The organism is Paenibacillus sp. KS-LC4 (genome assembly GCF_036894955.1).
GTDB lineage: Bacteria > Bacillota > Bacilli > Paenibacillales > Paenibacillaceae > Pristimantibacillus.
Genome location: NZ_CP145905.1, coordinates 4157771 through 4172189 on the forward strand (window position 1 = coordinate 4157771; position 14419 = coordinate 4172189).

Consider the following 14419-nt stretch of genomic DNA (forward strand, 5'->3'; position numbering starts at 1 on the left):
AAAAGTTAATTTGTAGTGCGCTTGCCGCCTGCATATTTCGCCGTTCTTGCATCTTGAATGACACCGCTCCAGTTCAGTCCGTAGCCAAAGTCATAGGCATGGCCTGCTGTATCGACATACACATCCATATCATGCGGCGTGTCTTCAAGCTGCTCCTCCACCGCCACCATGTCTCGCGGCATTTGGAAGGGCAGCAGGCCTGACGGCTCGGAAGCGCCGATGATCGTCTCCAGAAGCGCTTGCTCCTGCAAGCCAAAATGGGCAATAATAGCGTCAGCCTCCGCTTCAAATTCAGCGACTACCGCCGGATTGCTGAGCGTAATCGAAACGATGACGGGCTTGCCCTTCATTTTCGCTTTCGTGTCCAGCACCATATCCAGATCGGATTCATTGGCAACGGTAACCGTCTTCCCTTTGTAGGTACGATTCAGCACATCACGCGCATCGCCAGCAAGGCTCGTCTCACGTGCATGTACGGCCGTATAGGGGCGGTATTGAAGGCTGACCGGCACATAGCCATTTCCGCCCGCTTCAGCATCTGCCTTGCTGTAGCCCATCGTGCTATGCGGGCTTTCTATGCACACCAAGGCGAAATCCGCCAGCTCCGGATTGTCGGTCACATCAAAATACTTCTGGACCATAGCTACACTAATCGGATATCCCTCAAAGGACGGCGTTGGCAGCCCTAGCCAGCTCGCACCCTCCGGTCTAAATTTACGGGGAATATAGACCGTACGGCGTCCGCTTGCGGCAGACAGCGGCAGCGTTTGCCCTTTATTTTTCAACAGCACCATCGACTTCAGCTGCGCTTCGTAGCCCGCCGCCATGAAGGATGGGGAACCGACCGTCGCAGTCGTCTGCGCTACGTCCAAATAAGGATTTTCAAAAAGGCCAAGCCGGAAAATATTTTTCAGCAGCCGCACCGCCGATTGCTCGAAACGGCTGCGCATGAATGCCTCTCCATGCTGCTGCACGCCGATGTGATAAGCTTCAATTACCGGCCCCGTCTCATTGTTGCCGCCAAATTGGTCAACGCCAGCCATCAGCAGCTTGTAGTGACGCTCTGCTACGCTGTAGCCTTCCTCGACACCCCAGCAGCGACCGCCGCTCATCAGCCTCGTAATATCATCGCCTTCATCTGCGGTAATACCCCAGTCCGTGCAGACGACGCCATCGTAGCCGTACTGCTCGCGCAGCAAATCATTTATGAGGTAGCTGTTGTAGGAGTTGCCAACCTCCTCGCCATTAACGGGGTCTTGTCCTTGCGAAATCGTATAATAAGGCATAACCGCAGAGGCTTTGCCGGTCTTGCCAGCGAGCTTGAACGCCCCTTCCGTAAAAGGACGCAAATGCTGCTCAAACTGCTCGCCCGGATACACGGCATATTTGCCATAGCCAAAATGTGCATCTCTGCCGCCTTCGCCCGAGCCGCCGCCCGGCCAATGCTTGACCATCGCATTTACGCTGTCATAGCCCCAGCCTTCGGCTATTTCTTGCTCGCCCTCCGACGTCTGGAAGCCGTCAATATATGCACGGCCCATATCCGTGGACAGCTGGGGATCTTCGCCAAAGGTCATGCCGAATCGGAACCAGCGTGGATCGGTGCCAATATCGACCTGCGGCGACAACGCCGTGCCAATGCCTAGCGCCCGATACTCCTTCGCTGCAACCTCGCCGAATTTCTTCGCCTCCTCTGGATCGAACGTTGCGGCAAGCCCCATCGTCTCCGGCCACATTGAAATGCTGCCGCCAGCACCAGCATTAAATTCCTTCGACGAATCCGTTGCATGCCGGGGGTCAGAGCTCGTATTTACCGGAATGCCCAGCCCTAAGCCTTCAACATATGCCTGCATCGTATTGTTCCAATGCGCCGCTGTTTCCGGGCTTTCCACCATCGTCAGCAGCACATGGCGTAAATGATCCTGCTTCAGAAAAGCAAGCTGCTGATCCGTCAGCGCATGTGAGCCCGCACCGCTATCGGCAAATGCCTTCCCTCCATAAGTGCCCCCTTGCCAGCCCAGGCTCGCTGGAACGGCCTGATGGCTGCTGTAGAGCATAAGCCCCGCGATTTGCTCGACGCTCATTTTCGAAGCGAGATCCTCCGCCCGCTCCTGCGGACTAAGCCGCCAATCCTCATATTTGTCCAGCTTGCCGTCCTTGTTCAAATCTTTAAAATAAAAGCCGTCCTGCTCCAAAATACGGACGCCTGACAAAGTCGAATAGCCAAGCTTCGGCCCATTTTCATTGTAAATATATTGAATAGTAGTAGCCTGATCACGCTCGTCTGCCAAACCAATCCCATCCTTTCGCGTGCCTGTAGATGCCTTGCTTCCCTTATAATTATAGCGAATGTGGCCTTGCTCAGGCTAATCGTATTCCGACTTTTTAGTTGTGATTTTAAGACTATTTTCAAGGTGAAACGGCTGTCTCCATCCTTTGGCGAGGCGGCGCGTTTCATTCCGAGAAGCTTAAACATTTTTATCGTTTGAAAAAAAGGCCGTAGAGCCCATTCGCGCTCCGCAGCCATTAGCAGATCAGACGGTGACTTCCTTCCCGTCACCTTTTATTAGGACATCCCTCAGCCTGACTCATTTATTTCTCAAACAAGCTTTGGGCATCGTCAAGCGCCATGCTGTGGCCTAGCGACGAATAATCGAGCCATTTTTGCCCGTCAAGCACATAAACGTGATTGTTTTTCACCGCTTTTAAGTTAAGCCATACCGGATTTTGCTCCAGCTGCTCAAAATTCGCTTTCGCCTCATTGCCTTTGCTGATGATGACGAAAATGGCATCCGCATCAAAATCGGGCAGCACCTCCTGCGATATAACCGCATAGGGCTCATCCTTAATTTTTTCAACGCCAGTTGCTGGAGTCAGCCCCAAATCCTCAAACATAATCGGTCCTACCGGACGTTTCATGCCCATGACGCGCAGCTCCTTCGCTGTTGTACGAATCGCCATCACCTTGGCATCGGCACCAAGCTTGCTGCTAATCAGCGTCTTTACGCTAGCTGCTTTTGCTTCATAATCTTTAATAAACTGCTCTGCTTCTGCCTGCTTGTCGACATGCTCGGCAATTCGCTTTAAATGATCTCTCCATGTGCCATTGTCCATATCAATGGAAATGGTCGGAGCAATCTTCTCGAATTTGGCAAGGTCTGCGCCGGAATATACCTCATCAATGTAGATAACATCCGGCTTCAGCGCCAGCACAGCTTCCATATCCGGATCTGTAACGACGCCAAGCTTCGCCGTTCCTTCCAGACGATCCGCTACGTGGGGAAGGAAATCCTTCACGTCGCCGCCAACAACCGAGCCAGCTGGCTTAATACCAAGAGCAAGCAAATTGTTCGTGATATGAATCGACATGGAGGCAATTTTCACATCAGGTCCATGCGGCTCCACTTGCCCAGCACTCGGTGAAGCGCTTGCTTCTGCAGAAGCTTCGGCGCCCTGGCCTGCATGGCCTCCATTTGTGCTTTGTGGCGAGGCAGCTTGTCCACAAGCCGCCAGCATGGTGACAACCATCAGGCTGATTAGCGTCAGCAGCGCTTTAGAAGAAAATAGTGATTTTTTCATAACTCGTTAAGTCCCCCGTATTCATCGTCTGAACGTTCGTTCAGCGTCTAATGATTCAAATTGTGAAAGCTTCCCTACTAGTTTTACCTGCACAACCAGCACAACCCTATATTGCAAGCGCTACTCTGCACCTCTCAAACTTTTTTCCTGAACAGCATGTACAGAAAATATGGACCGCCGATAAGTGCAACGATGACACCCGCCGGAATCGCGTTAGGCTGAAAAATAGAGCGTCCAATGGTATCCGCGGTTACGAGTATTACAAGTCCGATGCTAGCCGCCGCCGGCAAAAAATAGCGATGCTGAGGGCCCGCTAGCCTGCTTGCCAAATGTGGAGCTACAAGACCGATAAAGCCAATACCGCCAGTCATGGAGACGCTGGCGCAGGACAAAGCTACGGCAAGGATCATCATGAGCAGCCGATTTCGCGTAACGCTGCTGCCCACTCCTGAAGCGATTTCATCGCCAAAGCTGAACAAATCCAGCGTCTTCGATTTTAAATAAACAATCGGCACCAAAATGACGATCCACGGCAGCAGCGCCCAAACGTTAATCCAATCTCTGCCCCATACGCTTCCCGCCAGCCAACGTGCCGCAAACGCATATGTATCCGGGTCCAGCTTAAGGGAGAGAAACAGCGTAAGCGCACTGACACCTGCTTCTATCGCAATCCCCACAAGAATAAGCCGGATCGGCATAATGCCCCGCTGCCTGTCATACGCCAGCAAAATAATGACGATGGCGATTACGCTGCCCCCGGCAAAGGTGAACATCGGAATGAGCATCGCAAGCGAGCCTTCCATCGTCCGAAAGAAGGATACAAATACGATTAGTCCGAAGGCGGCTCCGGCATGCAGGCCCAAAATACCCGGATCAGCCAGCGCATTGCGCGATACGCCCTGCAACACTGCCCCGGCAACGCCAAGCCCGATGCCGCCAAGCATCGTTACAACGATACGCGGCAGCCGGTAATCGAACAAAATCATTTGCTCCTCCGTCGTTCCCCCGCCCAGCAGCGTCTGCCATACCGCAAGTGGCGATAAGCGAATAGTCCCTGTGTTTAAGCCGATCAAAATGACTACAATGGCTAAAATAAACATGACGACGCTGACCGTAATCGCCCTGCGAGCCCGATATGCCGATGGTTCCATGACTAAAGCTCCCTCCTCTCTTTACGTGCTAAATAGAGGAAAAATGGAACGCCGACCATCGCGACCATCGCACCAATAGCAAATTCCCGCGGCGGATTGACCATCCGCGCTGCAAAATCAGCCCAGACGAGCAGACTTCCGCCAAGCAGCGCTGAAAACGGCAGCACAAACCGGTAATCGACACCGACGATTCTGCGGGCTATATGTGGAATAACAAGCCCGACAAAAGCGATAGAGCCTGCGGCTGACACCGAAGCTCCAGCCAGCACTACAGCTATGAGCAGGCCGAGAATGCGGATGCGGGCTGTTTTAATGCCGAGTCCCGTTGCCGCTTCTTCACCAAGGGAAAGAAACGTAATGGGACGTCCGAGCAGCATCGCACCTGCAAGACCAGCCAGTATAACGGGGGCAAGCAGCTTCAAGTGCACCCACTTTATTCCCGCAACACCGCCTGCATACCAGAAAGCCAAATCCTGGCTGAGGTCAAAATAAATCGCAATGCCTGTGCTTAGCGAATGCAAAATAGCAGCAACTACAGCGCCTGCAATCGTTAGCCGCAGCGACGTTAGCCCGCCCGGAGCCGCCGAGCCCAGCAGCATGATGAACAAGGTGCTTAAAGCGGCGCCAATGAAGGATAGCAGCATTACATGCGAATAGGATAATGAAGGAAGCAGCGCAAAGCAAAGCGCCACAACGAAGGCCGCTCCGGCATTTACGCCGAGCAAGCCCGTATCCGCCATCGGATTGCGGGTTACCCCCTGCATAATAGCGCCTGCTACAGCAAATGCCATACCCGTAAGTGCGGCGCCCAGCACACGTGGCAGTCTCAGCTCATGAATAATTTGATGCGGCGTCAAGCTGGCATTATAATCAAAAACAGCCGTCCAGACCGTATACAAATCCATTTCCTTCGCGCCACTCGATACTGCCATAAACAGTGAGAACACAAGCCATGCGCAGCCTGCGCTAAGCGATAAGCTGATCGTATATCCCTTGTTCCATTTCATACGCCTTTACCCGTAAAGCCTCCCCAAATATCAATATTGATAATCATTATCACAATCTTCTTCATTATAACGATTCCTGCTTTCCCGTACATGACATAATTCAAGATCGCCATATGGATTATTCTCAGGTTTACAACGATAATCTATTCGGCGACAGCAGCAATTGCCCGACTTCCTCCATCTGCAAATCAATGCCATAAGGGGCGTAGACGATCCATTTTGTTTTATCGAGGAAATATACACGATTATTTTTCACGGCCGGAAAGCTTTTCCACACCGGACTCGTTTTCAGCAAGGCTACCAGAAGCTTATGCTCCGCCTCGTTTGAGAAAGCGAGAAACAAATAATCAGCTTCATAACCGGCCAGCTCCTCGGGCGTTATTGAAACCCAGTTGAAGCCTGTTCCAGGCGCATGCTGCTGAAGCTTTTCACGAATTTTGGCAGGCGGTGACAGCTGCAGCGAGCGATAAAGCACATGTCCAATATTGCGGGTGCCATAAATGCGCAGCTCCTCCTGCCGCGCGACGCAAATCGTTGCTGTCGTGCCTATGGACAAAGAACGCATCAAGCTTCTTCGCAGCTGCAACGCCTTGCGTTCATGGCGATCCCGCCATTTTCGCGCAGCCTCCTGCTTGCCCGTCAGCTCAGCCAGCTCATGCATATGGCTGTATATATCCATCGTTGTCCAAGGAATGCCTACGATTGGCGCCACATCATTCACATGCTTCAGCGCCTTTGCCAGCACATTATCCTTGCAAACAAATAAATCCGGCTGCACTTCAAGAAAGGTTTGGCGCCCAATTTCCCAATGGTCAACCGCATGCTTTGGCAGCTCCAGCTCCCTTGTCACAATTGGTAGATGGGGATGGACCTGAGCGGCGCAGAGATCCACCCCCAGCGTAAACAGATGATCCGTATAGGCATAAGAAAGCGAGCTTATTTTCAAATCCCGATTCCGCGTGTACACCGTCGGCGCATAACCGCTCGTTGCCTTAAAACGGCGGCTAAAATAAAATTCGTCTCCATAGCCAACATCACCAGCGATATCATGAATTGGCTTATCGGTCAGGAGCAGCAGTTCCTTCGCCTTGTTCATACGCAAATCGGTCAAAAAAGCGACCGGCGTCTTATTCATTACCTTCTTGAACACCTGTGAATAATAGGACGGGTGCAGCTGGGCAATATCAGCAAGCTTGTCCACTCGAATATCCTCGCGAAAATGAGACTGCATATAGCGCAGCGTCAGCTCCAGCCGCTTTTCCAAATCATTAGCTGCCATAGGAGCCGCATGTGCAATAACACCGTTCAGCAGCTCTTGCAAATAATGCTGCCCCAGAAACCGGCTGCTCTCGTCCATACCGCTATCTTCAGCCGTCAGCAAATAGAGCAGCCGCTTGAAGCGGCTTCCTTTGAGCCTAATAAGTCCCTCCACCGGAAACTCCAGCTCGCGCTCGTAAGTCCGCTGATGCTCGCCCTGCTCCTTCAAGCGGAATAAATCAAAAATCACCCAGCTTAGCTCCACTGGAGCAGTTGTATGGAGAGATAGCTCCACTGTCGTATTGGGTGAAAAAATATAATAACCATCGCGGGCAAGCTTCTCTTGTTTTCCGTTTATAATGAGCTCCCCCTTGCCTTTTGCTGCGTGCAGCAGCGTATGGCCGGATAGAGGTTGACTGCCATACGCCCAGCTTGGGGAGGAAGTGGCTTGCCCGGCTTGTTTAATTTCCAATAAAATATCGGTCAAAAATATCGTCATTTCTTGGACGCTCCCTTAATTGCCGCAGCAGGGCAAGATCAGCTTGAAATGCTTTGCGCCGTGCCTATCCCGATTGTGCGTGCGGCATACTGCTATTCATTATATAGAAAAAAAACGCCGCTGGCACGCTCATCCCCCGCTAGCGCTTGATCTCATCTGCATACAATTTGCCTCTGCTGGTAAAAATAGCTGAGCCTAAGCAAATTCGACAGGGAGGATGTCTGCCGCTATGCCTGATTACAAAACCGAGCAAAACAAACCGCATAGCGATTGCATCAGCAGCGATTTACAGCATAATCTCGCAAAAATTCAGCAGCTTTTTACAGAAACGCCCGATATGATTACCCGCCACCTGACTATTAAGCAATCTGGCAGGCAGGCTGTTCTGATCTACATCGACGGTTTAAATGACAAAGCGGCGATCAATGATGACGTTCTACGTCCCCTGCAGCAAGAGCTTGGCGAGGATAGCCAGGAAATTGCTGTCACTGTTGGCCATGTGGGGCATTTGTCCAGCTGGGAGCAAGCGGAGCTTGCATTTTTTCAGGGAAATAGCCTCTTATTTATTGATGGAGAAGAGCAAGCCTATGCTCTCGATACAAAGGGATGGCCGCAGCGCAATATTGAAGATCCCCAGCTCGAATCATCGCTGAAGGGCGCGCATCAGGGCTTTCTGGAGTCAGGCGATTTGAATATTGCCCTCATTCGGCGTTATATTCCCCACCGCGGACTCAAAATCAAACGGATTATGGTCGGCGAAAGAGGACGAACGATCGTTTCGATCATGTACATAGAGGATATCGCAAATGAAAAATATATGGCGGAGCTGGAGCGGCGAATTCGGCAAATCAAAGTCGATGCCATCATAAATACAGGTGAGCTGTGCGAGTTTATCGAGGATAATCCTTTCTCACTGTTTCCGCAGCTCATCACGACGGAGCGCCCCGACACGACCGCTTCCCAGCTGCTCCAAGGACGCTGTGCGGTTGTCGTCGACCGTTCCCCGAACGTGTTGATTGCTCCCGTTACCTTTATGTCCTTCTTTCAAAATATTGACGATTACAGCTCGCGCTGGACGATTGCAACCTTTCTTCGCCTGCTGCGTATGTTCGCTTTTATTACAGCTGCCTTTTTGCCCGCCATCTATATATCAGTCGTATCCTATCACTTTGAGATCATTCCGCTCAAGCTGCTGCTCACGCTCGGGGAATCCAGAGGGCAGGTTCCCTTCCCCCCGTTCGTTGAAGCTATTCTAATGGAAACTACGCTAGAGCTGCTTAGGGAAGCTGGGATCCGTCTGCCTGCGCCGGTCGGCCAAACCGTTGGCATTGTCGGCGGTATCGTCATTGGACAGGCGGTCGTGCAGGCAGGACTGATTAGTAACGTCATGGTTATCGTTGTCGCCTTTACCGCCATCTCCTCCTTTATTTTGCCTAACTATGACATGGTCGCGGCGGTGCGGCTTATCCGCTTCATTTTAATGATATTGGCCTCCATGTTTGGATTCGTTGGCCTTGTCATTGGTTTTATGACGATGTTTGGTCATATTATAGCCCTTAAATCACTGGGTACCTCCTATGGCAGCCCTATCGCTCCTGTGAGACTAGCCGATTTGAAGGATACGCTTATCCGCGTCCCGCTCTGGCTCATGGACAAGCGCCCGCTTAGCACGGCACCCAAACAATCCAAACGACAACGACAAAGCCGAGTTCAGGGGGATGAAGAATGAAAAGCTACGTGGGGAAGCAAATCACGCTATTCCAGTTCATTGCCATCATTTCCGGCAGCCAGGTCAGCGTCGCGGTACTAAGCTTGCCCAAACGGCTAGCAGAAGCGGCAGACACCGACGGCTGGATTGCTCTCATTATCGGTTGGGGGCTAAGCCTGATTGCCGGGCTCTCAATTGTTCATATCATGAAGTTTCATCCGAATGGCAACTTATTCGACCTGTTATCGGAGTATATAGGGAAATGGGCAGGAAAGCTGGCCGCTCTGCTGTTTGCGCTCTACTTTCTCTACTTGATGTATGATGGGCTTGTGCGCACAATTCTCGTTACCAAGACTTGGCTTCTGCCTACTACACAGTCGTTCATACTCATGCCGCTTCTGCTCATTCCCGCCTATTCCATTGTCAGACATGGCATCCGCAACGTGGCAAGATATGCCGAGCTTGTCATATGGATGTCGCTTTGGATACCCATTATCTACTTGTTTACGTTAAAGCATGCTCACTGGCTGTATTTGCTGCCTATTGTCAAAAACGGCTGGATGCCCGTGCTGGCAGCGGTAAAATCAACGATTTATCCAATGCTGGGCATGGTCGAAATTTTTGTAATATATCCGCATCTAAAATACAAGCAATATGCGGGTAAAGGTATTGTAATCGCCAACTCCATTACGGCACTCCTCTACCTGTTCGTCACGCTTACCTGCTATGTTTATTTCAGTCCCGAAGAAAACAAGCTGTATAATGATCCAGTCATCAGCGTATTAAAGTCCATTGAGTTTAAATTTATTGAACGCATTGAGGTTCCTTTCATTGCCTTCTACCTATTCATCTTTTCACTCATTTGGGTTCCGACGATTTATCTGGTGTCCTTCTGCACGGCTTGGCTATTCAAGCAGGACAGCATTATCGTTCCGCTTCGAGTGCTTATTATATCAATTGCTATTGGGACGTATTTTTATTTTCCCACCTATAATGTCAGCACCTATCTAGCCAACACATTAAACTCGGTCGGCTTTATCGCGGAATACATTTTCCCAATATGCATGCTTAGTTTTTTGTGGTTAAGCAAGCTTTGGCGAAAAGAAAGGAGCAGTCCATGAGCCTTAACCTTGCTCGAACGGTTGTAATTATGATATTGTCTCTTTTCCTTTCCAGCTGCAGCGATCAGCTTAATTTGGAAAATGCGAATATCCCGCTTGTGCTTGGAATGGATTTGGATAAAAACGAGAAATTCCATTTTTATATAACTGCACCTGTGTTCAGCAACAACATTAAAAAAAAGAGCAACGAATTAACAGGCATGGCGAAAACCCTGCGGCAGTCCAAAGCTGCACAGGATGCTCAAAGCTCAGGCGCAACACAAGGCCGAAATTACCAGGTTATATTAATTGGCAAGCGAATGATGAATTATGAGGGCTGGTTCAACATGCTTGATGTCATCTACCGCGATGCCCGAAATACAATAACGGATCGGGTCATTGTCGTGGATGGATCTGTGCCTGAAATGCTGTATTTGAATCCGCCAGACCAGCCTATGCTCCCTATTTTGCTGCGCGGCATGGTTGATTCTACGAGCTCCCGCTCAGAAACGGTTAGCACGACCGCACATGAGCTTCACAGACAATTTACAGACCTGGGAATTACCCCTTATGTATCACAGGTCAAAATCATTGGCGGGAAGGTGCGGCTTCAGGGGACGGCGCTTATTTCAAAAGCAGGCTTGTACAAGGGTACCCTCGATGCCCAAGAAACCGTGCTGCTGCGCATCCTGCATAAAAATGCAGAGCCGGGCTTCAGCCTATCCTATCAACTGCCGCAGGAACCGCAAAAATCTCCCTTTGCAACTAATATGGTCAGCTTTACTGCTGGCAAGGTCAAAACTAAAATAAAAACGGGCTTTCAAAACAACCGCTTCAAATATGATATTAAAGTGAGCTTAGTAGTTGGCCTCTCTGAGCATCTGTTTCCCTTCGATGTTTATCATGACAGCAAGCAGCTTGAAAAAATGATTGAGGAGCAGTTAACCGCTCAGTTCAACGCGCTTATTGCCAAAATCCAAAAGCTCAAAATTGATCCGATTGGGCTAGGCATATATGCGAGGGCGTATGAATATAAAAAATTCAAAAAAGTAGAGGATGAGTGGGGAGAGGTGCTGTCACGGGCCGATATCCATATTTCCACCAAGGTAAAAATCTCCGCAATGGGGCCGATAAAATAAGCCAAGCAGACTGTCCTTGATGACGGCCTGCCTGGCTTATTTTCAAACGTACAGCAGCATGGGCAACATGGCTTTATGAAATGGCTTTCTTACGCCTGCTTTGTGATGTCGAGCTTGTCGCCCGGCGCCAGCACTTTGCCATTAAGGCCTCGTGCTTCAAGAGCCTGCACAAAGCTTTCAGCATCCTGCCTGATGGGCTCAAACGTATTATAGTGAATCGGAATGATGAGCTTCGCCCGGTACCATTCCGCTGCTTGCAGCGCTTCCTCCGGCCCCATTGTAAACTGATCGCCGATAGGGATAAAGGCAACATCAATAACCTCTTGATCGCCAATCAGCTTCATATCGCTGAATAAAGCAGTATCGCCGGCATGGAGGATCGTCAGCCCTTCAGAGCGAATAATAAAGCCCGAAGCAAGGCCTCCGTATGTAATCGTCTGCTTTTCTTCATCAATAATGCCCGACGTGTGGATAGCCGGCACCATTTTCGCCTGCGCAAAGCCTAAATTGACGGTGCCTCCGATATTCATCGGTATGGTCTGCACGCCTTTCCATGACATATAAGCCGCAAGCTCAAAATTAGCTACAACAGGCGCAGCATTGCCTTTAGCTATTGGCGCAGCATCCAAAATATGATCTTGATGAGCATGTGTCAGTAGGACAGCATTCACTTTAATATCCTCGGGTTTCGTAACCGCCTGCCCATTTCCGCTAATAAACGGATCAATAATCAGTGACTTGTCCCCTGTTGTGAGCTGCACAGCAGAATGACCATGATAAATAATTTGCATCGCTTCCTGCACTCCTCTACTAATAAATTAGCTTGACGTCCTCGCTTCCATATTACGCTCCTGCCTATACAGTTGCAACCTAATGCAACCTAATGCGAGCTATAATAAAAACCATATTCTTTCCTAATATTTCAAGCAAAAGGCGACCAAGCGATAAAAATCGCCTGGCCGCCCTTTTGACGCTAACCTATCTCAATCCTTCAAGAATTCGATCCTGAATGGCAGAATCATCCTCAACAATCGTAGCTCCAGCTTTCATAATATAAATAACGCCTCCAAAAAAACACGCCGTAATAATCAAAAAGCAATATAATGCCAGCATCGCCTACACCCCCTTAAACTATATACCTCTATCCTTATTATAGGAGAGTATGAGGTGTAATGGCGCACGAAAATATAACAGGATCGTGAACATCTGCAAGCTCCCTTTACATGCATTTGTACAAACCCAAATTGGCTTTGAAGTTTATCCTACCTTGGTTAGCCCTTCACTGCGCGGTTTTCCACCATATTGAAGAGGGAGGGCGGCTGGCTCCAACGGCGACCGGCTCGCCAATAATTGGCGTTGCAATTTGTACATTCAACTGCTGGGCTGCTCTCGTCACGCGCTCTACTGGATCATTCCAATCGTGAAAGCTGAGCGTAAAAGCTCCCCAGTGAATGGGTAGCAGCGTTTTCCCTTTAACATCGACATGGGCCTGCACCGTTTCCTCCGGCATCATATGGATCGCCGCCCAACGCGAATCATATTGTCCACATTCCATGAGAGTCAGGTCAAATGGACCATATTTCTCGCCAATTTCTTTGAAATGCGGTCCATAACCGCTATCTCCGCTAAAATAGATATTAGCTGCACGTCCTGTAATCACCCAGGAGCACCATAACGTAGAATCCCGATTGTTCAGGTTTCGTCCTGAAAAATGCCGGGCTGGTGCAGCCGCTAAGCGAATGCCTTCAAATTCCAGCTCCTCCCACCAGTCATGCTCCGTTATGATGGATTTATCTACTCCCCAACGCTCCAAATGGCTGCCTACACCGAGCGGAACGATGAAGCGGCGAACTTTGCTTTTAAGCTTGAGAATGGAATCATAATCCAAATGGTCATAATGATCATGGGATAAAACAACAGCATCAATTTGCGGCAGCTCGGCAATTTCAAACGGCAATTTACCGCTATAACGCTTGTTTCCGAAAAAAGGAAACGGCGATGGCGCTTGACCAAACATCGGATCGAGCAAAATATGCTTCCCATCCAGTTCAAGCAGCATAGCCGAATGTCCAAACCAAGTGACTTGCGCTTGCTCTCCCTTATCATCCCTGCCAAATTGCAGCTGCTGCAATGGCAGCTTAGACTGCGGACTGCGATTCGGATTTGTTTTCATATAATCTCGCAGCATGGAAAGCAAGCCCCCAGCACTGTTGTCCATGACCGTTGTGCTCAAATTTTTGAACTTGCCATCCTGGTAATGAGGCAACCGTGAAAAAGCCGCCCGCTGCTCCTTCGTTAACACGCCTCCGAGTGCAGGATAGAATTTTAATACAAGCACTACCGCAAGCAGCAGAATAGCAAGCACAATAATAGCAGTCAGCATGGCAATTTCTCCTTTAGGTGATGGATAATAAAAGCTGAACACTCCATAAACGAACAATCATTTATTTAAAAATAGGTTTATAAAGCGCACAATGAACGCCTTCGCTAATAATAAATGATCATTCAGTTATTGTCAACCTAAGTGCTTTTCCTGCTGTTAGCTAGGCATATAAAAGATTGTAACATTTTTCACAGCTTCCCTGTATCAAATGGATTATAATAGAAGTGAGCCCGGAAGAATAAGGAGGAAGCCCATATGTCTATCCAACATACCGTACATTTCAAAATCATTCGTCCCCATGAAACGAAGACACTGCACGGGTTGATTTTTCTGGAAGAAAACCAGCAGCCTACTGTAGAGGATTACGCCAAATGCCTTAAATTGTGCGGCCACGATGTGGTCATCCACGATGTCGATAAGTTTATTTTCAAAGCAGAAGCTGATGGTGAATCCTATTTAATTGATGTTTTGGAGGATTTCGAGAAGCGCGTGCGTGATCTTGACGCTGAAAATCTCAGCAGAAGCTTCCAGAAGCCAAACCCAAGCTTTTAACCCGCTCCACCTTTCTTACCGAATAAAAAGCGCCAAGCCTCAGC

The 14419-nt window shown here is 49.6% G+C and carries 12 protein-coding genes; 4 read left to right on the forward strand and 8 right to left on the reverse strand.

Annotated elements, in window-relative coordinates; all coding sequences use genetic code 11:
• Positions 1-5 precede the first annotated feature (5 nt).
• From V5J77_RS17540 to V5J77_RS17560, 5 genes are all read right to left on the reverse strand, one after another.
• The gene (locus V5J77_RS17540; protein WP_338552098.1) at positions 6-2291 is read right to left on the reverse strand and encodes a glycoside hydrolase family 3 N-terminal domain-containing protein; all 2286 of its coding nucleotides are present in this window, start codon (positions 2289-2291) and stop codon (positions 6-8) included.
• Positions 2292-2592: 301 nt separating this feature from the next.
• Positions 2593-3579 carry an iron-hydroxamate ABC transporter substrate-binding protein gene (locus V5J77_RS17545; RefSeq protein ID WP_338552099.1) on the reverse strand — a complete coding sequence of 329 codons (987 nt, stop codon included), beginning with the start codon at positions 3577-3579 and terminating at the stop codon, positions 2593-2595.
• A gap of 134 nt (positions 3580-3713) precedes the next feature.
• Positions 3714-4730, reverse strand: coding sequence for an iron ABC transporter permease (locus V5J77_RS17550; RefSeq protein ID WP_338552100.1), 1017 nt, complete (start codon positions 4728-4730; stop codon positions 3714-3716).
• A gap of 2 nt (positions 4731-4732) precedes the next feature.
• Entirely contained in the window at positions 4733-5737 is a 1005-nt protein-coding gene (locus tag V5J77_RS17555; RefSeq protein ID WP_338552101.1) for an iron ABC transporter permease, read from the reverse strand.
• 130 nt (positions 5738-5867) lie between these two features.
• The gene (locus V5J77_RS17560; protein ID WP_338552102.1) at positions 5868-7493 is read right to left on the reverse strand and encodes a helix-turn-helix domain-containing protein; all 1626 of its coding nucleotides are present in this window, start codon (positions 7491-7493) and stop codon (positions 5868-5870) included.
• 229 nt (positions 7494-7722) lie between these two features.
• Here V5J77_RS17560 and V5J77_RS17565 point away from each other — a divergent pair, with 229 nt between their 5' ends.
• From V5J77_RS17565 to V5J77_RS17575, 3 genes are read left to right on the forward strand one after another with little or no spacing between them, the layout of a single operon-like run.
• A complete protein-coding gene (locus V5J77_RS17565) occupies positions 7723-9222 on the forward strand; it encodes a spore germination protein (RefSeq protein ID WP_338552103.1) in 1500 nt (499 codons plus the stop codon).
• Positions 9219-10322: an endospore germination permease gene (locus V5J77_RS17570; protein WP_338552104.1), complete on the forward strand. Its 1104-nt coding sequence runs from the start codon at positions 9219-9221 to the stop codon at positions 10320-10322. The genes V5J77_RS17565 and V5J77_RS17570 overlap by 4 nt, the downstream gene beginning before the upstream one ends.
• Positions 10319-11440, forward strand: coding sequence for a Ger(x)C family spore germination protein (locus V5J77_RS17575; protein ID WP_338552105.1), 1122 nt, complete (start codon positions 10319-10321; stop codon positions 11438-11440). Before V5J77_RS17570 ends, V5J77_RS17575 begins: the two co-directional genes overlap by 4 nt.
• An 89-nt stretch (positions 11441-11529) precedes the next feature.
• Here the strand turns inward: V5J77_RS17575 and V5J77_RS17580 are convergent, their stop codons facing one another.
• The 3 genes from V5J77_RS17580 to V5J77_RS17590 form a co-directional block, all read right to left on the reverse strand.
• On the reverse strand, positions 11530-12231 hold the full coding sequence (locus V5J77_RS17580) for a metal-dependent hydrolase (protein ID WP_338552106.1): 702 nt from the start codon (positions 12229-12231) through the stop codon (positions 11530-11532).
• A 187-nt stretch (positions 12232-12418) separates the two neighbouring features.
• Positions 12419-12553: a hypothetical protein gene (locus tag V5J77_RS17585; RefSeq protein ID WP_338552107.1), complete on the reverse strand. Its 135-nt coding sequence runs from the start codon at positions 12551-12553 to the stop codon at positions 12419-12421.
• A gap of 166 nt (positions 12554-12719) precedes the next feature.
• Positions 12720-13823, reverse strand: coding sequence for an MBL fold metallo-hydrolase (locus V5J77_RS17590; RefSeq protein WP_338552108.1), 1104 nt, complete (start codon positions 13821-13823; stop codon positions 12720-12722).
• A 255-nt stretch (positions 13824-14078) separates the two neighbouring features.
• Between V5J77_RS17590 and V5J77_RS17595 the strand changes: the two genes are divergently transcribed.
• Positions 14079-14375, forward strand: a complete 297-nt coding sequence (locus V5J77_RS17595; protein ID WP_338552109.1) for a hypothetical protein — start codon at positions 14079-14081, stop codon at positions 14373-14375.
• Positions 14376-14419: the final 44 nt, after the last annotated feature.